The organism is Allobosea sp. UC22_33, assembly GCF_042700715.1.
In the GTDB taxonomy this organism is placed as follows: Bacteria; Pseudomonadota; Alphaproteobacteria; order Rhizobiales; family Beijerinckiaceae; genus Allobosea.
The window spans coordinates 344,887-359,322 of the sequence record NZ_CP170556.1 but is presented as its reverse complement, the minus strand read 5'-3'; the positions used below and the strand labels follow the sequence as shown (position 1 = coordinate 359,322).

The following is a 14,436-nucleotide window of genomic DNA, read 5'->3' as shown; positions in this document are numbered from 1 at the left end:
GCCCGTCGCTGATGCCGCGGCAGACCCTGCCTTCGGCCGTGCGATGCGCTAACACGCACCTCGTGAAGAAAACCGGAATCGTCGCTCCCGCTTCGCGACATCCGCATGAGCCCCCGGCCGGGCCGGCCGCCGCATCACGCAGCCTCGCTAGCATATTCTCCCTGCAGAATCACGCGTGAACCTGGCATGAATGCCGCCCAGGCCATCACGACCCGACTACGAGCAAACTCAGAGCCAGTCGGCCTTGTTCCCGCTGACGACGAGCAGCTTGCCCTGCCAGATCTCGACCATCGAGGCCTCGCGCGGCGCCACCGCCCCGACCAGCGCCAGAATGGCCCGCGCCACGCCGCCATGGCTGACGATCACCGTCTCGCGCTTGAGTTCCTCGAGAACCGGACGGACGCGATCGGCCAGCATGCGGTAGCTTTCGCCGCCCGGCGGCACGAAGCCCCACTTGTCGCGCTCGCGCAGATGGGCCTGCTCGCGCTCGGCCTTGCGGATGTCGCGCCAGGTGAAGCCTTCCCACTCGCCGAAGGTCAATTCGCGCAGGCGGTCATCGATGCGGTATTCGCCGGCCGGCAGCGCAAGTTCGCGCCGGAGGATGTCCATGGTCTCGCGCGCCCGCTGCATCGGCGAGCCGATATAGTCGAGATCGGCATAGGCAGGTTCCAGCGCCTTCAGCCGGCCGGCAGCTTCGGCGGCCTGGCGGCGGCCGAGCTCGTTCAGCGGAATGTCCTGCCCGCCCTGCAGGCGGCCCTCCCGATTCCAGTCGGTTTCGCCATGGCGGACGAGGATGAGGCGATGAGGCAGCGAGAGCGGAACCATGTCTCGCTTCTGCACGCCGGCACCGAAAGGGTCAAAGCTCTTCCCCGCGCTTTCCGTCGATGGCGACAATCGGCCGCTTTCTGTGGCCGAATTTACACGGCCTGTGTATAGCGCCCTTGCTCGATCACCCGCGGAACCGCATGTCCCCTGTTCTCACCCTGCCCGACGGCCGCAGCCTGACGCTTCCCACGACGCCGCTCGTCATGGGCATCGTCAATGTCACGCCCGATTCGTTCTCGGATGGTGGGCTGCTGAAGAACGCCGAAGCGGCGATCGCCCATGGCGTGCGCCTCACGGCAGAGGGCGCGGCCATCGTCGATATCGGCGGCGAATCGACGAGGCCCGGCCATGCCACGGTCGATGCCGAAACCGAGATGGCGCGCGTGCTGCCGGTCATCGCCGGACTGAAGGCCAGGGTCGATACGCCGATCTCGATCGACAGCTACAAGGCCGAGGTGGCGGAAGCGGCGCTCGCGGCCGGCGCTGCGATCGTCAACGACGTCTGGGGCGCCCAGCGCGATCCCCGCATTGCCGAGGTCGCGGCGCGGGCCGGCGCGCCGATCATCCTGATGCATAACCGCGAGAGCATCGATGCCTCCATCGACATCTTCGATGAGGTGCTGCGCTTCCTCGAACGCTCGATCGCGATCGCGACGCAAGCCGGCGTGCCGCTGGGCCAGATCGTCGTCGATCCCGGCATCGGCTTCGGCAAGACGATCAGGCAGAATCTCGACCTGATCCGCCATCTCGACCGGCTCGCCGTGCTCGGCTGCCCGGTCCTGCTCGGCGCCTCCCGCAAATCGACGCTCGGACGCATCACCGGCCGGGAGGTTCCGGCCGAACGGCTCGCCGCCAGCATCGCCGCACATCTCTATGGCGCGAGCCGCGGCGCCGCCATCATCCGCGCCCATGACGTCGCCCCGCATATCGACGCGCTGAAGACCTGGGCGGCCATCGAAGACAGCATGAAAGCAGACCCGTGAGCGAAACCGGCCGCATCCTGATCGAGAAACTCGATATCTACGCCTATCACGGCTTCTTCTCGGAAGAGGAGCGGCTCGGCCAGCGCTTCGTGCTCGACCTCGTGCTCGACGCCGACCTGCGCGCCGCCGCCGCCAGCGACCGCCTGGCCGACACGGTCGATTACGGCCGCGCCGTCGCGATCGTCGCAGAGGTCTTCACGGCCAGCCGGTATCATCTGCTGGAAGGCGCTGCCCGGGCCGTCGCGCTGGCGCTTTTCGACGCCTTCCCTCCCCTTACGAGCGTCGAGGTTACGCTGCGCAAGCCCGCGCCGCCGATCCCGGCGACGCTCGGCTCGGTCGGCATCCAGTTGAGGTTCCAGCGTGAAGGTTGAGGCCGCACTCGCCTTCGGCGGCAATATCGGCGACCCCGTCGCGGCCTTCGCCGCGGCGCTGAAGGGGCTGCGCGGGCATTCCAAGGTGGCGCTCGGCCGGCTGTCCTCGATCTATCGCACGCCGCCCTGGGGCAAGACCGACCAGCCGGAATTCCTCAACATGGCCGCGCTGGTCGAGACCTCGCTGCAACCGGCGGACCTGCTCGCCTTCTGCCTCGATCTGGAGCGCGCCGGCGGCCGCGAGCGCCGCGAACGCTGGGGGCCGCGCACGCTCGATATCGACATCCTGACCTATGGCGATGCGATCATCGATCAGGCCCGGTTGCAGATCCCGCATCCGCGCATTCCCGAACGCGCCTTCGTATTGACGCCGCTGGCCGAGATCCTGCCGCAGCGCCTGATCGGCGGGCGCAGCGTTACAGAGCTGCTGGCAGCCGCCACAGACGAAACGATCCGCCGCGACGATGCCGCGACGGATCGGTTGAAGGCACTGCTGGCGGCGTGAGCCGCCGGGCAAGCTAGTCCTCGTAGAGCTCGCGCAGAACAGCCAGAACACGGCTGAGCGTTGCCGGTGGAGCCGATCCCAGCCGCTTGATCAGCCGTGTCTTGTCGAGGGTGCGGCTCTGCTCCAACAGAACCAATCCATCGGTGCCCTGAAAGGAGATCGGAATCCTGAAGCCGGCCGGACGGCTTTTGGAGGTCATGGGCGCAACGATGACCGTGCGCAGATGGTCGTGGATTTCCGGTGGCGAGATGATGAGACAGGGCCGCGTCTTCTGGATTTCGCTGCCGACCGTCGGGTCGAGCGTGGCGAGCCAGATGTCGCCGCGATTCACCATGTCAGCTCGGCATCCTCGGCATTGCCGAATTCCGGCCAGACCAGCGCATCATCGCCTGCTTCGGCGATGCGCTTCGCATCCTCGGCCCAGCCTTCGCGTGCCCGTGTCTGCACGGGCTCAATGATGATACGACCCTGCTCGACGGTGAGTTCGACACCGTCGCCAGCCTTGGCACCGATCTCGGCCAGAAGGGGCTTCGGAATGACGATGCCCGCCGAATTGCCGATTTTCTTGACGGCGCTGCGCATTGCTTCCTCCAGGAGGCCAATATACGCGCCGCGCCGGCTGGTTACAACAATGTTATAACCAGAATCGGTCTCACTCGCCCTTGTCGAGGGTGATGTCCGGCGCGGTCGGCACCTTCATGCCGACGACATGGTAGCCGGCGTCGACATGCATGATCTCGCCGGTGATGCCGCGCGACATGTCGGAGACGAGGAAGACCGCGGTCTCGCCGACCTCCTCGATGGTCACCGTGCGGCGCAGCGGCGAGTTGTACTCGTTCCAGCGCAGGATGTAGCGGAAATCGCCGATTCCGGAAGCCGCCAGCGTCTTGATCGGGCCGGCCGAGATCGCGTTGACGCGGATCTTCGAGGGTCCGAGATCGGCGGCGAGATACTGCACGCTCGATTCCAGCGCGGCCTTGGCGATACCCATGACGTTGTAATGCGGCATCCACTTCTCGGCGCCGTAATAGGTCAGCGTCAGCAGCGAGCCGCCATCCGGCATCAGCTTCTCGGCGCGCTGGGTGATCGCCGTGAAGGAGTAGCAGGAGATCAGCAGCGACTTGGAGAAGTTCGCCTCGGTGGTCTCGACATAGCGGCCGGTCAGTTCGTCCTTGTCCGAGAAGGCGATGCAGTGGACGACGAAGTCGAGCTTGCCCCAGAGCTTCTCGACCTCGGCGAAGACCGCGTCGATCGTGGCGCCGTCGGTGACGTCGCAATGGCCGACGACATGGCCGCCGAGTTCCTTGGCGAGCGGCTCGACCCGCTTCTTCAGCGCGTCGCCCTGATAGGTGAAGGCGAGTTCCGCACCCGCGTCCGCCGCAGCCTTGGCGATGCCCCAGGCGATGGACCGGTTGTTCGCGACGCCCATCACGAGGCCGCGCTTGCCCTTGAGGAGATTGGCGGTCGGCGAAACGGCGTTGGAATCAGGCATGGGAAACCCGCAGATGAATGACGAGCAGGTCTCTTAGAACAGTCGCAGGGAAACGGGAACCGCTTTGATGCCCGCCTCCACGGCAGAATCACGCATGGAAGCGCCATCGGCAGCCTGCACGACCCGATTTTCGGCCGTGCGGGCACCCAAGCCGGCTTACTTGGCTTCGTCGCGCGCCTTCATCAGCGCCGTCAACTCCGCATCGCTCGCCGGCATCTCGATATCGATGGCGACGAAGAGATCGCCGACCGCGCCCTTCTCGCCCTTGAGGCCCTTGCCGCGCAGGCGGAACTGCCGGGCCGTGCCGGTCAGCGGCGGGATGTTCATCTCGACCGCGCCGGTCAGCGTCGGCACATGCAGCGGCCCGCCGAGCACGGCCCTGGCGAGCGGCACCGCGACGCGGGTGCGCAGGTCGTTGCCGTCGACGATGAAGCGGGAATCCGGCTTGACCTTGATGGTCATCATCACGTCGCCGGCCTCGCCCGAGAACGGATCGGTCTGGCCGAGCCCGCGCAGGCGCATCACCTTGCCGTCGCTCACCCCCTCGGGGATCGTGATCTCGACCTCGCGCCCGCCCGGCAGCTTGACGCGACGCGTCCCGCCGGTCGTGGCCTGCGCCAGCGTGACCTCGAGCGTGAAGCTCTGCTCCGGCGGCTTCTGCGGCTCGGGCTTGCCACGGGCGCGCCGGCCGGCCTCGCCGAAGAGCGAGGAGAAGATGTCGGATGCGTCGAAGCCGGCCTCCCCCGCTCCGCCGCCCGGACCGGCGCGACCGCCGAAGGGATGGCCGCCGCCCTGGCCGAAATTGAACTCGAAGCCGCCGCTGCGCCCGCCCCGGCCGGCGCCCATGCCCTCGAAGCCCTGGAAGCGCGGCTTGCCCTCGGCATCGATCTCGCCGCGGTCGAACTGCTTGCGCTTGGTCTCGTCGCCCAGGATCTCATAGGCGGTGTTGAGTTCGGAGAACTTGTCCTGCGCCTTGGGATCGTCCCGGTTGCGGTCCGGGTGCAGCTCCTTGGCGCGCTTGCGGAAAGCCTTCTTCAGCTCCGCATCGCTCGCGCCGCGGGCGACGCCCAGAACCTGATAGGGATCGCGCATCCAAAACCTCGTTTCCACGCAAAATCGAACGCCCAGCGTCAGAAGCCGCCAGCCGTCCGTCCCGCCCTATGTGGGGGCGGTGTGGCGCGTGCGCAACACCTGCTCAGGGGCGTTTTGCACCCGGTCCGGTGGCGAAGCAAGCGGCGTGAAAAGTCCTAGCTCAGGCCCTTCCAGGGGCCCATGTCCTTGACCGCCCAGTCGCCGCCCGAAGGACGGCAGGCCGTGCCCTGCAGCTTGACCGGCCGGGCCTGCGTCTGGACGCTGGCGATGAAGGCGCGGCAGATCTCGTCGGAGCGCAGGAACGGGCCGCCTACGGGTATGAAGGAGCCCTTGATGCCGCTCTGGGGATTGTCCCAGGAGACGGCGGCGCCGTTGCCCTGGGGATCGAGCGCAACGCCCATCGCCCCGTCGGCGCGGCGCATGTCCTCCGGCCCGAGGTCCGCCGCCAGGCTGGCGAGCGGGCCGGCATGATCGCCGCCACGGGCCGGCAGGACCGACGAGGTCGTCATCGCCGATGTCGCGGCGATCTCGTCCTCGCTCTTGCTGGACAGGCCGAGAATCGGAAAGGAGACCGAGCAGCCCGCGCTGAACACGGCCAACAGCACGGCGGCAGCCAGCGGGCGCATGGGGGCTGCGCAACGGTTGAGGCTTTGGAACGCCCCCGCGCCTGCCCTATATAAACCAGCCGACTGAACCCGGATCACTTTTTGCGCTCGCCCAACGCCCCACTTCCACTGATCGAGGATTAGAACGTGCAACCGTTAACGAGCGGTGACTTCACCGAGGAAAACGAGCCTTTCACCTTGTTCCAGAAGTGGTTGGACGAGGCGACCAAGTCCGAGCCGAACGACCCCACCGGCATGGCGCTCTCCACCGTCGATGCCGAGGGCATGCCGAACAGCCGCATGGTGCTGCTCAAGGGCCACGATCCGGATGGTTTCGTGTTCTACACCAACACCGAAAGCCAGAAGGGCCAGGAACTCATCGGCCAGCCCAAGGCCGCCGCCCTGTTTCACTGGAAGAGCCTGCGCCGGCAGATCCGCATCCGCGGCACGGTCGCGCTGGTGAGCGATGCCGAATCGGATGCCTATTTCCAGTCCCGTCCGCGCGACAGCCGGATCGGTGCCTGGGCCTCGCAGCAGTCGCGCCCGCTGGAGAGCCGCTTCGCGCTGGAAAAGGCGGTGGCGAGCTATACGCTCAAATTCGGCATCGGCGAGATTCCGCGCCCGGCCTACTGGCGCGGCTTTCGCATCAACCCGACCTATATCGAGTTCTGGCGCGACGGCGCCTTCCGTCTGCATGACCGCATCATCTTCCGCCGCGACGCGTCCGACGCGCCCTGGACGAAGACGCGCTTCTACCCCTGAGGAAATCAGCCCCATGGCGATGCCCAAGTTCGATTTCCCGAAGACTGAAGCCGGCAAGCGCCCGGTCATGCTGCTGACCGGGGCGAGCCGCGGCATCGGCCATGCCACGGTGATGCAGTTCGCCATGGCGGGCTGGCGCATCCTGTCCTGCTCGCGCCAGGCCTTCTCCGACAAATGCCCCTGGCCGTCGGGCGCCGACGATCATATCCAGATCGACCTCGGCGACCCCGAGGACACGATGCGCGGCATCGCCGAGATCAAGAAGCGGCTCGCCGCCGAAGGCGGCAAGCTCAATGCTCTGGTCAACAATGCCGGCATCTCGCCGAAGGGGCGCAATGGCGAGCGGCTCGGCGCCGCCACCACCTCGTTCAACGACTGGCACAAGGTCTTCCAGGTCAATTTCTTCGCGCCGATCATGCTGGCGCGCGGCCTGCTCGACGAGCTCACCGTGGCGAAGGGCGCGATCGTCAACGTCACCTCGATCGCCGGCTCGCGCGTCCATCCCTTCGCGGGGGCGGCCTATGCGACCTCGAAGGCGGCGCTCGCCAGCCTGACGCGCGAGATGGCGGCCGATTTCGGGCCGTTCGGCATCCGCGTGAACTCGATTTCGCCGGGCGAGATCGATACCGCCATCCTCTCGCCCGGCACCGAGAAGATCGTCGCGACCCTGCCGATGAAGCGCCTGGGCAAGACCGACGAGGTCGCCAAGGCGATCTATTTCCTCTGCACGGACGCTTCGAGCTATGTCACCGGCTCGGAACTGCACATCAATGGCGGGCAGCACGTTTGACCCGCGCGTCGGCAAGATGAGCGAGGACGGCGGCCAGGTCATCCGTTTTCCGACGCCCGGCCGGGCCGCGGCGCGGCCGGTGCTGGCGGCCTCCGTCGCGGTCTTCCGCGACGGCAAGGTGCTGCTGGCGACACGGACGAAGCCGCCGGCCGACCAGCTCTGGTCGCTGCCGGGCGGCAAGGTCGAGGCCGGCGAGACGCTTGAGGAAGCGGCCCTGCGCGAGCTGGAGGAAGAGGTCGGCGTCACCGCCCGCATCCTCGGCTTCAACCGCCATGTCGAGATCTTCGGGCGCGACGCCAAGGGCGCCGTGACCCACCATTTCGTCGTCGCCTCCTTCGTCGGCGAATGGCTCTCCGGCGAGCCGCGCACGGGGCCGGAGGCAGGCGCTGTGATGTGGGCCGATCCGCTCAAGCTCGGCGGAACTCAAGACGACACGCGAGCTCGGCGACGTGCTGCGCCGTGCGCATCAGATCGTCACGACGGGCGTACCCGCATGACGATGAGGCTTCGCCATCCGGCACTTCTGATCGCGCTCATGCTGCTGCCGATGGCGGCGGAGGCGCAGCAGAGACCCCAGCCGGCTGCGAAACCTCCCGCGGCCAAGCCGGCGGAGCAGCCTGCCCCGGAGCCGGCCGGCCCGCCCTATGAGCCGCAACTCCTGCAGCTCTCCGAGATCATGGGCTCGCTCGCCTATCTCAGGACGCTGTGCGGCGGCCGGGAAGCGCAGGACTGGCGGGCACGGATGGCGGCTCTGATCGAGGCCGAGGGCCGGACGCCGCAGCGGCGCGACAGGTTAACCGCAGCCTTCAATCGCGGTTTCAAGGCCTATTCCCTGACCCACCGCTCCTGTACCGAAGCGAGCCAGGAGGCCTCATCGCGACTTGCGGCCGAGGGCGAAGCGCTTTCGCGGGCGCTCGCCGGGCGCTATGGCGGATAGGCAACAGCTGTTGCCGTAAGGCTTCTTCCACCGGATTTTCCCGGTCGCGTTAACCTTTCTTAAAGGCCACGGTAGCGTGCCGCTCTGGCACGGCTTATGTCTTGAGCATCGCCCAAACGTCGCGATCCGGAGCACAAGCGCCGCGATTCGCGTCAGACAGAAGGCTCAAGAGTCCCGTTTCGATGCCGATCCAGCCAGACGACACGATGCTCGACCCGAATCTCGCCGAGGACGACCACGGCGACGTCCGCCGCGTGGCCTATGGCTATGTCGAGGACGCCTTCAACGAGGCGCAGCAGGACGGGCTCGATCCCGACGCCATGGCGCATGCCGCCCTGTTCGCGGCGCTCCGCACGCTGGTCGAGACCTATGGCGAGGACGCGACCGCGACCTTCGCCGAGACGCTGGCCGACAAGGTGCGCTGCGGCGCCTTCACCTGCGGCACGCGCCACTAAGCAGGTTGGTCAGGGCGCTGTCGCCGGCTGCGCCCGTATCGCTTCGATGATCCGCAGCACGGCCGCGCTTTCGCCGAGCGGCAGCTCGGGGCAACTGCCATTCCCCGCCCGAATCGCTGCCATCGCCGCTTTCGCCTGGAATTGAAGGCCGCTGCCTGGGAAGGCGAAGTTTTCGCTGATCCGGCCGGACCGGGGCAGGCGATCGAGCAGGCGCGCCATGCCGCCAATCCCGCGCTCGTAAGCTGCGACGGCGCGACTGGCATCGGCATACCAGCTCAATCGCTGCACCTTCAGGAACGGTGCCTCGAAGATGAGGCCACCGCGCTCGCCCTCGACAAGCAGCCGGTTCGCCCCGTCTCGATCGAAGCCGCAGGAGAGTTCGGCGACGGCCGCCGGATAGTCCAGCCGGAAGAAGCTGCGCCGGTCGACCCCGGTTCCGGCGGCGAGCCATCTCCCGCTCACCGCCTGCGGCTCGCCCAGCAGATGCAGTACCAGCGAAAGCGGATAGACGCCCAGATCGAAAGCAGCTCCTCCGCCAAGAGCCGGATCGAAGAAGCGGCTGCCGGATTCCTCAGCATGGAGATAGGAGAGATCGGCGCGGATGCGCCTGACCTTGCCGATGCGGCCGGCGGCGAACTGCTCGCGCGCCCGGCGTACCGCCGGCAGGAAGCGGCTCCACAAAGCCTCCATCGCGAAGACGCCGCGCTCGCTTGCCGCCTGCGCGATCTTTTCGACATCGGCGCTGGCCAGCGCGATGGGCTTTTCGATCAGGACCGGTTTGCCGGCCGCGATGGCCTTCAAAGCCTGCGCGGCGTGTAGATGATTGGGCGTCGCGATATAGACCGCCTCGATGGCCGGGTCTGCGAGGAACGCGGCTTCGTCGTCATAAGCCTTCGCTCCGCCGAAGCGAGCGGCAAAGCCCTGCGCCTTCTCCAGCGAGCGCGACTGCACGGCGACAATGCGCGCCTGCGGCAGCAGGCCGAGATCGGCGGCGAAGAGCCCGGCGATGACGCCGGTGCCCATGATCCCCCAGCCGAATGGCCTGTCCTGCGCCAAGCGCCCCTCCCTCGCTGGCGACGAGCGATAGCGGAGGGGCGTTAAGACGTCGTGTGCTCCGCAGCATTTGCCCCCTTTGCGGCCCGCAGAACCACGGCGTCATCCCGGGCTTGCCCCGGGATCCATCGAAGGGCTTCGGAGCTCTACGATGGATCCCGGATCTCCGCTTCGCTCCGTCCGGGATGACGGTGTGGTTCCAAGCGAATCCGGCAGCGTTCACACCGCGAGCGCGAAACCGTCCTTGCGGTGGTCGGAGGCGCCGAACATCACGCCGCGCTTGTGATCGACCCAGATCGCCTGGCAGCCGCCGAGCGGCTCCTCGGACCAGACGACGTCATGGCCGCGCGCCTTCAGGTCGGCGGCGATGCTCGCGGGGATCGTGGTCTCCAGCGAGAGCTTGCCGTCATAGGCGAAGCTGCGCGGCGCATCCGAGGCCTGCTGCGGGTCGAAACCGCGGTCGAGAATGCCCGAGAGGAAATGGACATGGCCGGTCGACTGATACTGGCCGCCCATCACGCCGAACGGCATGATCGGCTTGCCGTCCTTGGCCAGCATGCCCGGAATGATCGTGTGGAACGGGCGCTTGCGCGGCGCGATCGCGTTGGGATGGCCCTCGATCAGGCGGAAGCCCGAACCGCGGTTCTGCAGCATGACGCCCGCCTTGGCGGCATAGATGCCGCTGCCGAAGGCGGAGAACAGCGAGTTGATGAAGGACACCATGTTGCCCTGGCCGTCGACGACGCAGAGATAGATCGTGTCCTTGTGCAGGGGCATGTCGAAGGCTTCGGGCGCCGCCGCCTTCTCCAGGCTGATCTGCTGGCGGATGCGACCGACGAACTGGTCGGACAGGAAGGCTTCGGTATCGAAGGGGCTCACAGTGGGATCGGCGACCAGTGCGTCGCGCTGGCGATAGGCGGCCTTGCTGGCCTCGGCGAGGAGATGGATGCGGTCGGCCTCGCTCAGCTTCCCGTCCTTCATGTCGAAGCCTTCGAGGATGCGCGCGATCAAGAGCGCGGCGATGCCCTGGCCGTTCGGCGGGCATTCCCAGAGACGATGGCCGCGATAATCGGCGCCGATCGGATCGACATAATCCGGCTTCGAGGCCGCGAAATCCTCGAGGCTGATCAGGCTGCCGGCCGCGTTGAGCACGGAGACCATGTCCTGCGCGAGTTCGCCCTCGTAGAAAGCGGAGCGGCCCTCGCGGGCGATGCGGCGCAGCATGTTGCCCAGCGCCGGGTGAACCATCTTGTCGCCCACCGCCGGGGGATGGCCTCCCGGCAGGTAGACCGCGTTGCCGAGGCCGTGCTTCTCGATGCGGCCGCGGGCCTTGGCCCAGTCGAGCGCGACGCGCGGCGTCACCACGAAGCCCTCCTCGGCGGCGCGGATCGCGGCTGAGAAGATCTCGTCGAGGCTCTTGCTGCCATGGTCGGCGACGAGCCGGCACCAGGTGTCGATGGCGCCGGGCACCGTGACGGCATGGGTGAATCCGCCGCGATCGCCGTCATGCCTTGGCCGAGGAACCAGCCGAGCTCGGCCTTGGCGGCCGAGCGGCCCGAGCCGTTGATGGCGACCATCCTGCCATTGGCCGGGGCGTAGATCGCGAAGCAGTCGCCGCCGATGCCGGTCATGTGCGGATCGACCACCGCCTGGACGGCGACGGCCGCGATGGCCGCATCGATGGCGTTGCCGCCGTTGCGCAGGATTTCGACGGCAGCCAGCGTCGAGGCCGGATGCGAGGTCGCCGCCATGCCGCGAGCGCCGACAGCAACCGGACGGCCCGGCACCATGAAATCGTGATTGCCCCAGCTCATGCGTCGTCTCCACCTCTGCGGCGCAGTCGCTGTGCGGCGCCTTGTTTCACTCACCGCTTTGGCGCGCCGGCCGGGGGCTTGGCAATCCCGCCCGGCGCATGACCGACGCCACCTGCCCCTCGCCGTACGCAACTGTGGCGGTTGACATCCCGGCATGGAGGACTATCGCCGCGTCCGAAGGACGGGCCGGCCATGCAAGACTACATCCGCAAGATCATCGGGGCGCGCGTCTACGATGTCGCGATCGAAAGCCCGCTCGACCCGCTGCCGCGCCTGTCCGCGAGGCTCGGCGGCAGCGCCCTGCTGAAGCGCGAGGACCTGCAGCCGGTCTTCTCGTTCAAATTGCGCGGCGCCTATAACAAGATCGCCGGTCTCACCGCGGTCGAGGCCGAGCGCGGCGTGATCTGCGCCTCGGCCGGCAACCATGCGCAGGGCGTGGCGCTGGCGGCGAAGAAGCTCGGCATCAAGGCAACCATCGTGATGCCGCGCACCACGCCGGACATCAAGGTGCAGGCAGTGCGCAGCATGGGCGGGCGCGTCGTGCTGCATGGCGAGAATTTCGACGAGGCCTATGGCCATGCCCGCAAGCTCGAAGCCGAGAAGGGGCTGACCTTCGTCCACCCTTACGATGACCCCGACGTCATCGCCGGCCAGGGCACGGTCGGCATGGAAATTCTGCGCCAGCATTCCGAGCCGATCGAAGCGATCTTCGTGCCGATCGGCGGCGGCGGGCTCGCGGCCGGCGTCGCGGTCTACGCGAAATTCCTGCGGCCGGAGATCAAGGTGATCGGCGTGGAGCCCGAGGATGCCGCTTCCATGGCCGGCGCCATCGCGGCGGGCAAGCGCATCGTGCTCGACCAGGTCGGGCTCTTCGCCGACGGCGTCGCGGTGCGGCAGGCGGGCGAGGAGACGTTCCGGCTCTGCCGCGAATTGCTCGACGAGGTCGTCACCGTCTCGACGGACGAAATCTGCGCGGCGGTGAAGGATATCTTCGAGGATACCCGTGCCATCGCCGAGCCTTCGGGCGCGGTCAGCCTCGCGGGCTTGAAGGCCTATGCGGCGCGGGAGGCCAAGCGCACGGGTGCGCTGATCGCGATCAACAGCGGCGCCAACATGAATTTCGACCGCCTGCGCCATATCGCCGAGCGGGCCGAGATCGGCGAGCATCGCGAGGCCCTGCTGGCGGTGACGATCCCCGAAAAACCGGGCGCCTATCGCGCCTTCATCGAATTGCTCGGCCGGCGCGCCATCACCGAGTTCAACTATCGCTATTCCGATCCGAAGGCCGCGCGCATCTTCGTCGGCGTGCAGCTCTCGGAGGGCGATGCCGAGAAGCGCCAGATCATCGCGATGCTCTCAGAGCACGGCTATCGCGTGCTCGACATGAGCGACAACGAACTCGCCAAGCTGCATATCCGCTACATGGTCGGCGGCAAGGCGCCGGGGCTCGGCGACGAACTGATCTTCCGCTTCCAGTTCCCGGAACGGCCCGGCGCGCTGCTTAAGTTCCTCAACAGCCTCTCGGCCGACTGGAACATCTCGCTGTTCCATTACCGCAACCATGGTGCCGATTACGGCCGCATCCTCGCCGGCATCCAGATCCCGCCGGCCCAGCGCGGCCAGCTCGCCAAGCGGCTCGACGCGCTCGGCTATCCCTATTGGAGCGAGAGCGACAACCCGGCCTACCTGTCGTTCCTGGCGGAGATGCCCGCGCCGTGAATCGGCTTAAGGTGGAGGCATGACGCTCGACCAGCTTCGCATCTTCGTCGCCGTCGCCGAACGCGAGCACCTCACGCAGGGCGCGCGCGTCCTCCATCTCACGCAATCGGCGGTCAGCTCCGCGATCACGACGCTGGAGGCACGCTACGCGACGAAGCTGTTCGACCGGATCGGCCGGCGCATCGTCCTGACCGAGGCCGGCAAGCTCTTCCTGATCGAAGCACGCGCCGTGCTGGCGCGAGTTGCGGCGGCCGAAGCGGTGCTTTCCGATCTCTCGGGGCTGGCGCGGGGCTCGCTTGCGCTGATGGCGAGCCAGACCGTCGCGAATTACTGGCTGCCGCCGCTGATCCAGCGCTTCCGCCGGGAGCATCCCGGCATCGCCGTCTCGCTCGCGATCGGCAACACCGAGACGGTGAGCGCCGCCATCCATGACGGCGCGGCCGATCTCGGCTTCATCGAGGGCGAGATCGACGACCCGGCGCTGGCGATGACGGCTCTCGACGAGGATGAGCTCGTCATCGTCGTGCCGACCGGCCATCCCTGGGCGGAGAACGCCCCTTCGACCAAGGAGCTGTCGCAAGGCGCCTGGGTCCTGCGCGAGGCGGGATCGGGGACGCGGGCGATGTTCGAGGCGGCGCTGCCGGCGTTCGGCCTCCGCGCTGGTGATCTCACCGTCGCGCTGGAATTGCCGTCCAACGAGGCGATCTGCGCCGCCGTCGCCGCGGGCGCGGGTGCAACCGCGATTTCACGTCTGGTAGCCGCCAACGCCATCGCGGCCGGGCGGCTCGCCACCGTGGCGCTGCCATTGCCGAAGCGCCGCTTCCTCGCCCTGCGTCACAAGGAACGCTACCTCGCCAAGGCGGCGGCGGCTTTCCTGGCGCTCTGTCAGGCGGGCTAGCTGGCGGCTTGAGCCCCTTGTCATTCCGGGGCTCCGCGCAGCGAAGAACCCGGAACCCACGACCAGGCGAGCCGATTTTAACCGAACACCTGATGTCTCACCCCGTCGTGGGTTCCGGGTTCGCGCCTTCGGCGC

General features: G+C 67.5%; 16 protein-coding genes and 1 pseudogene. 9 read left to right on the top strand and 8 right to left on the bottom strand.

Annotated features, from left to right (window positions below):
* Positions 1–228 precede the first annotated feature (228 nt).
* A complete protein-coding gene (locus tag ACFJGT_RS01680) occupies positions 229–825 on the bottom strand; it encodes a histidine phosphatase family protein (RefSeq protein ID WP_377845208.1) in 597 nt (198 codons plus the stop codon).
* A gap of 140 nt (positions 826–965) precedes the next feature.
* On the opposite strand from ACFJGT_RS01680, the gene folP reads away from it, so the two are divergent.
* From folP to folK, 3 genes are read left to right on the top strand one after another with little or no spacing between them, the layout of a single operon-like run.
* Positions 966–1,808, top strand: a complete 843-nt coding sequence (folP, locus tag ACFJGT_RS01675; protein ID WP_377845206.1) for a dihydropteroate synthase — start codon at positions 966–968, stop codon at positions 1,806–1,808.
* The gene (gene folB, locus ACFJGT_RS01670) at positions 1,805–2,179 is read left to right on the top strand and encodes a dihydroneopterin aldolase (RefSeq protein WP_377845204.1); all 375 of its coding nucleotides are present in this window, start codon (positions 1,805–1,807) and stop codon (positions 2,177–2,179) included. The genes folP and folB overlap by 4 nt, the downstream gene beginning before the upstream one ends.
* Positions 2,169–2,684: a 2-amino-4-hydroxy-6-hydroxymethyldihydropteridine diphosphokinase gene (folK, locus tag ACFJGT_RS01665; RefSeq protein ID WP_377845201.1), complete on the top strand. Its 516-nt coding sequence runs from the start codon at positions 2,169–2,171 to the stop codon at positions 2,682–2,684. The genes folB and folK overlap by 11 nt, the downstream gene beginning before the upstream one ends.
* 13 nt (positions 2,685–2,697) lie before the next feature.
* On the opposite strand, the gene ACFJGT_RS01660 is transcribed toward folK, so the two are convergent.
* The 5 genes from ACFJGT_RS01660 to ACFJGT_RS01640 all read right to left on the bottom strand — a co-directional run bounded on the left by ACFJGT_RS01660 (position 2,698) and on the right by ACFJGT_RS01640 (position 5,894).
* Complete coding sequence (locus tag ACFJGT_RS01660; protein WP_377845200.1) at positions 2,698–3,018, bottom strand: type II toxin-antitoxin system PemK/MazF family toxin; 321 nt, start codon at positions 3,016–3,018, stop codon at positions 2,698–2,700.
* A complete protein-coding gene (locus ACFJGT_RS01655) occupies positions 3,012–3,266 on the bottom strand; it encodes an AbrB/MazE/SpoVT family DNA-binding domain-containing protein (RefSeq protein ID WP_377845197.1) in 255 nt (84 codons plus the stop codon). The genes ACFJGT_RS01660 and ACFJGT_RS01655 overlap by 7 nt, the downstream gene beginning before the upstream one ends.
* Before the next feature lie 70 nt (positions 3,267–3,336).
* Entirely contained in the window at positions 3,337–4,176 is an 840-nt protein-coding gene (gene fabI, locus ACFJGT_RS01650; protein ID WP_112764453.1) for an enoyl-ACP reductase FabI, read from the bottom strand.
* A 156-nt stretch (positions 4,177–4,332) separates the two neighbouring features.
* Complete coding sequence (locus ACFJGT_RS01645; RefSeq protein WP_377845194.1) at positions 4,333–5,268, bottom strand: DnaJ C-terminal domain-containing protein; 936 nt, start codon at positions 5,266–5,268, stop codon at positions 4,333–4,335.
* 155 nt (positions 5,269–5,423) lie between these two features.
* Positions 5,424–5,894, bottom strand: a complete 471-nt coding sequence (locus ACFJGT_RS01640) for an RT0821/Lpp0805 family surface protein (RefSeq protein ID WP_377845191.1) — start codon at positions 5,892–5,894, stop codon at positions 5,424–5,426.
* A 126-nt stretch (positions 5,895–6,020) separates the two neighbouring features.
* On the opposite strand from ACFJGT_RS01640, the gene pdxH reads away from it, so the two are divergent.
* From pdxH to ACFJGT_RS01620, 4 genes are all read left to right on the top strand, one after another.
* Positions 6,021–6,635: a pyridoxamine 5'-phosphate oxidase gene (pdxH, locus tag ACFJGT_RS01635; protein ID WP_377845188.1), complete on the top strand. Its 615-nt coding sequence runs from the start codon at positions 6,021–6,023 to the stop codon at positions 6,633–6,635.
* 67 nt (positions 6,636–6,702) lie between these two features.
* A complete protein-coding gene (locus ACFJGT_RS01630; protein ID WP_377848895.1) occupies positions 6,703–7,425 on the top strand; it encodes an SDR family NAD(P)-dependent oxidoreductase in 723 nt (240 codons plus the stop codon).
* Positions 7,406–8,362 (top strand): TIGR02301 family protein, encoded by a 957-nt coding sequence (locus ACFJGT_RS01625; protein WP_377845186.1) that lies wholly within the window; start codon positions 7,406–7,408, stop codon positions 8,360–8,362. The genes ACFJGT_RS01630 and ACFJGT_RS01625 overlap by 20 nt, the downstream gene beginning before the upstream one ends.
* 182 nt (positions 8,363–8,544) lie before the next feature.
* Entirely contained in the window at positions 8,545–8,817 is a 273-nt protein-coding gene (locus ACFJGT_RS01620) for a hypothetical protein (RefSeq protein WP_306224024.1), read from the top strand.
* Positions 8,818–8,826: 9 nt separating this feature from the next.
* Here the strand turns inward: ACFJGT_RS01620 and ACFJGT_RS01615 are convergent, their stop codons facing one another.
* Together ACFJGT_RS01615 and ggt are read right to left on the bottom strand one after the other, a co-directional pair.
* Positions 8,827–9,840, bottom strand: coding sequence for a Gfo/Idh/MocA family protein (locus tag ACFJGT_RS01615; protein WP_377848894.1), 1,014 nt, complete (start codon positions 9,838–9,840; stop codon positions 8,827–8,829).
* Positions 9,841–10,089: 249 nt separating this feature from the next.
* A pseudogene (gene ggt / locus ACFJGT_RS01610) lies at positions 10,090–11,684 on the bottom strand (gamma-glutamyltransferase).
* 192 nt (positions 11,685–11,876) lie between these two features.
* On the opposite strand from ggt, the gene ilvA reads away from it, so the two are divergent.
* Positions 11,877–13,403, top strand: a complete 1,527-nt coding sequence (gene ilvA, locus ACFJGT_RS01605) for a threonine ammonia-lyase, biosynthetic (RefSeq protein WP_377845183.1) — start codon at positions 11,877–11,879, stop codon at positions 13,401–13,403.
* A 19-nt stretch (positions 13,404–13,422) separates the two neighbouring features.
* Positions 13,423–14,301: a LysR substrate-binding domain-containing protein gene (locus ACFJGT_RS01600; RefSeq protein WP_377845181.1), complete on the top strand. Its 879-nt coding sequence runs from the start codon at positions 13,423–13,425 to the stop codon at positions 14,299–14,301.
* Positions 14,302–14,436: the final 135 nt, after the last annotated feature.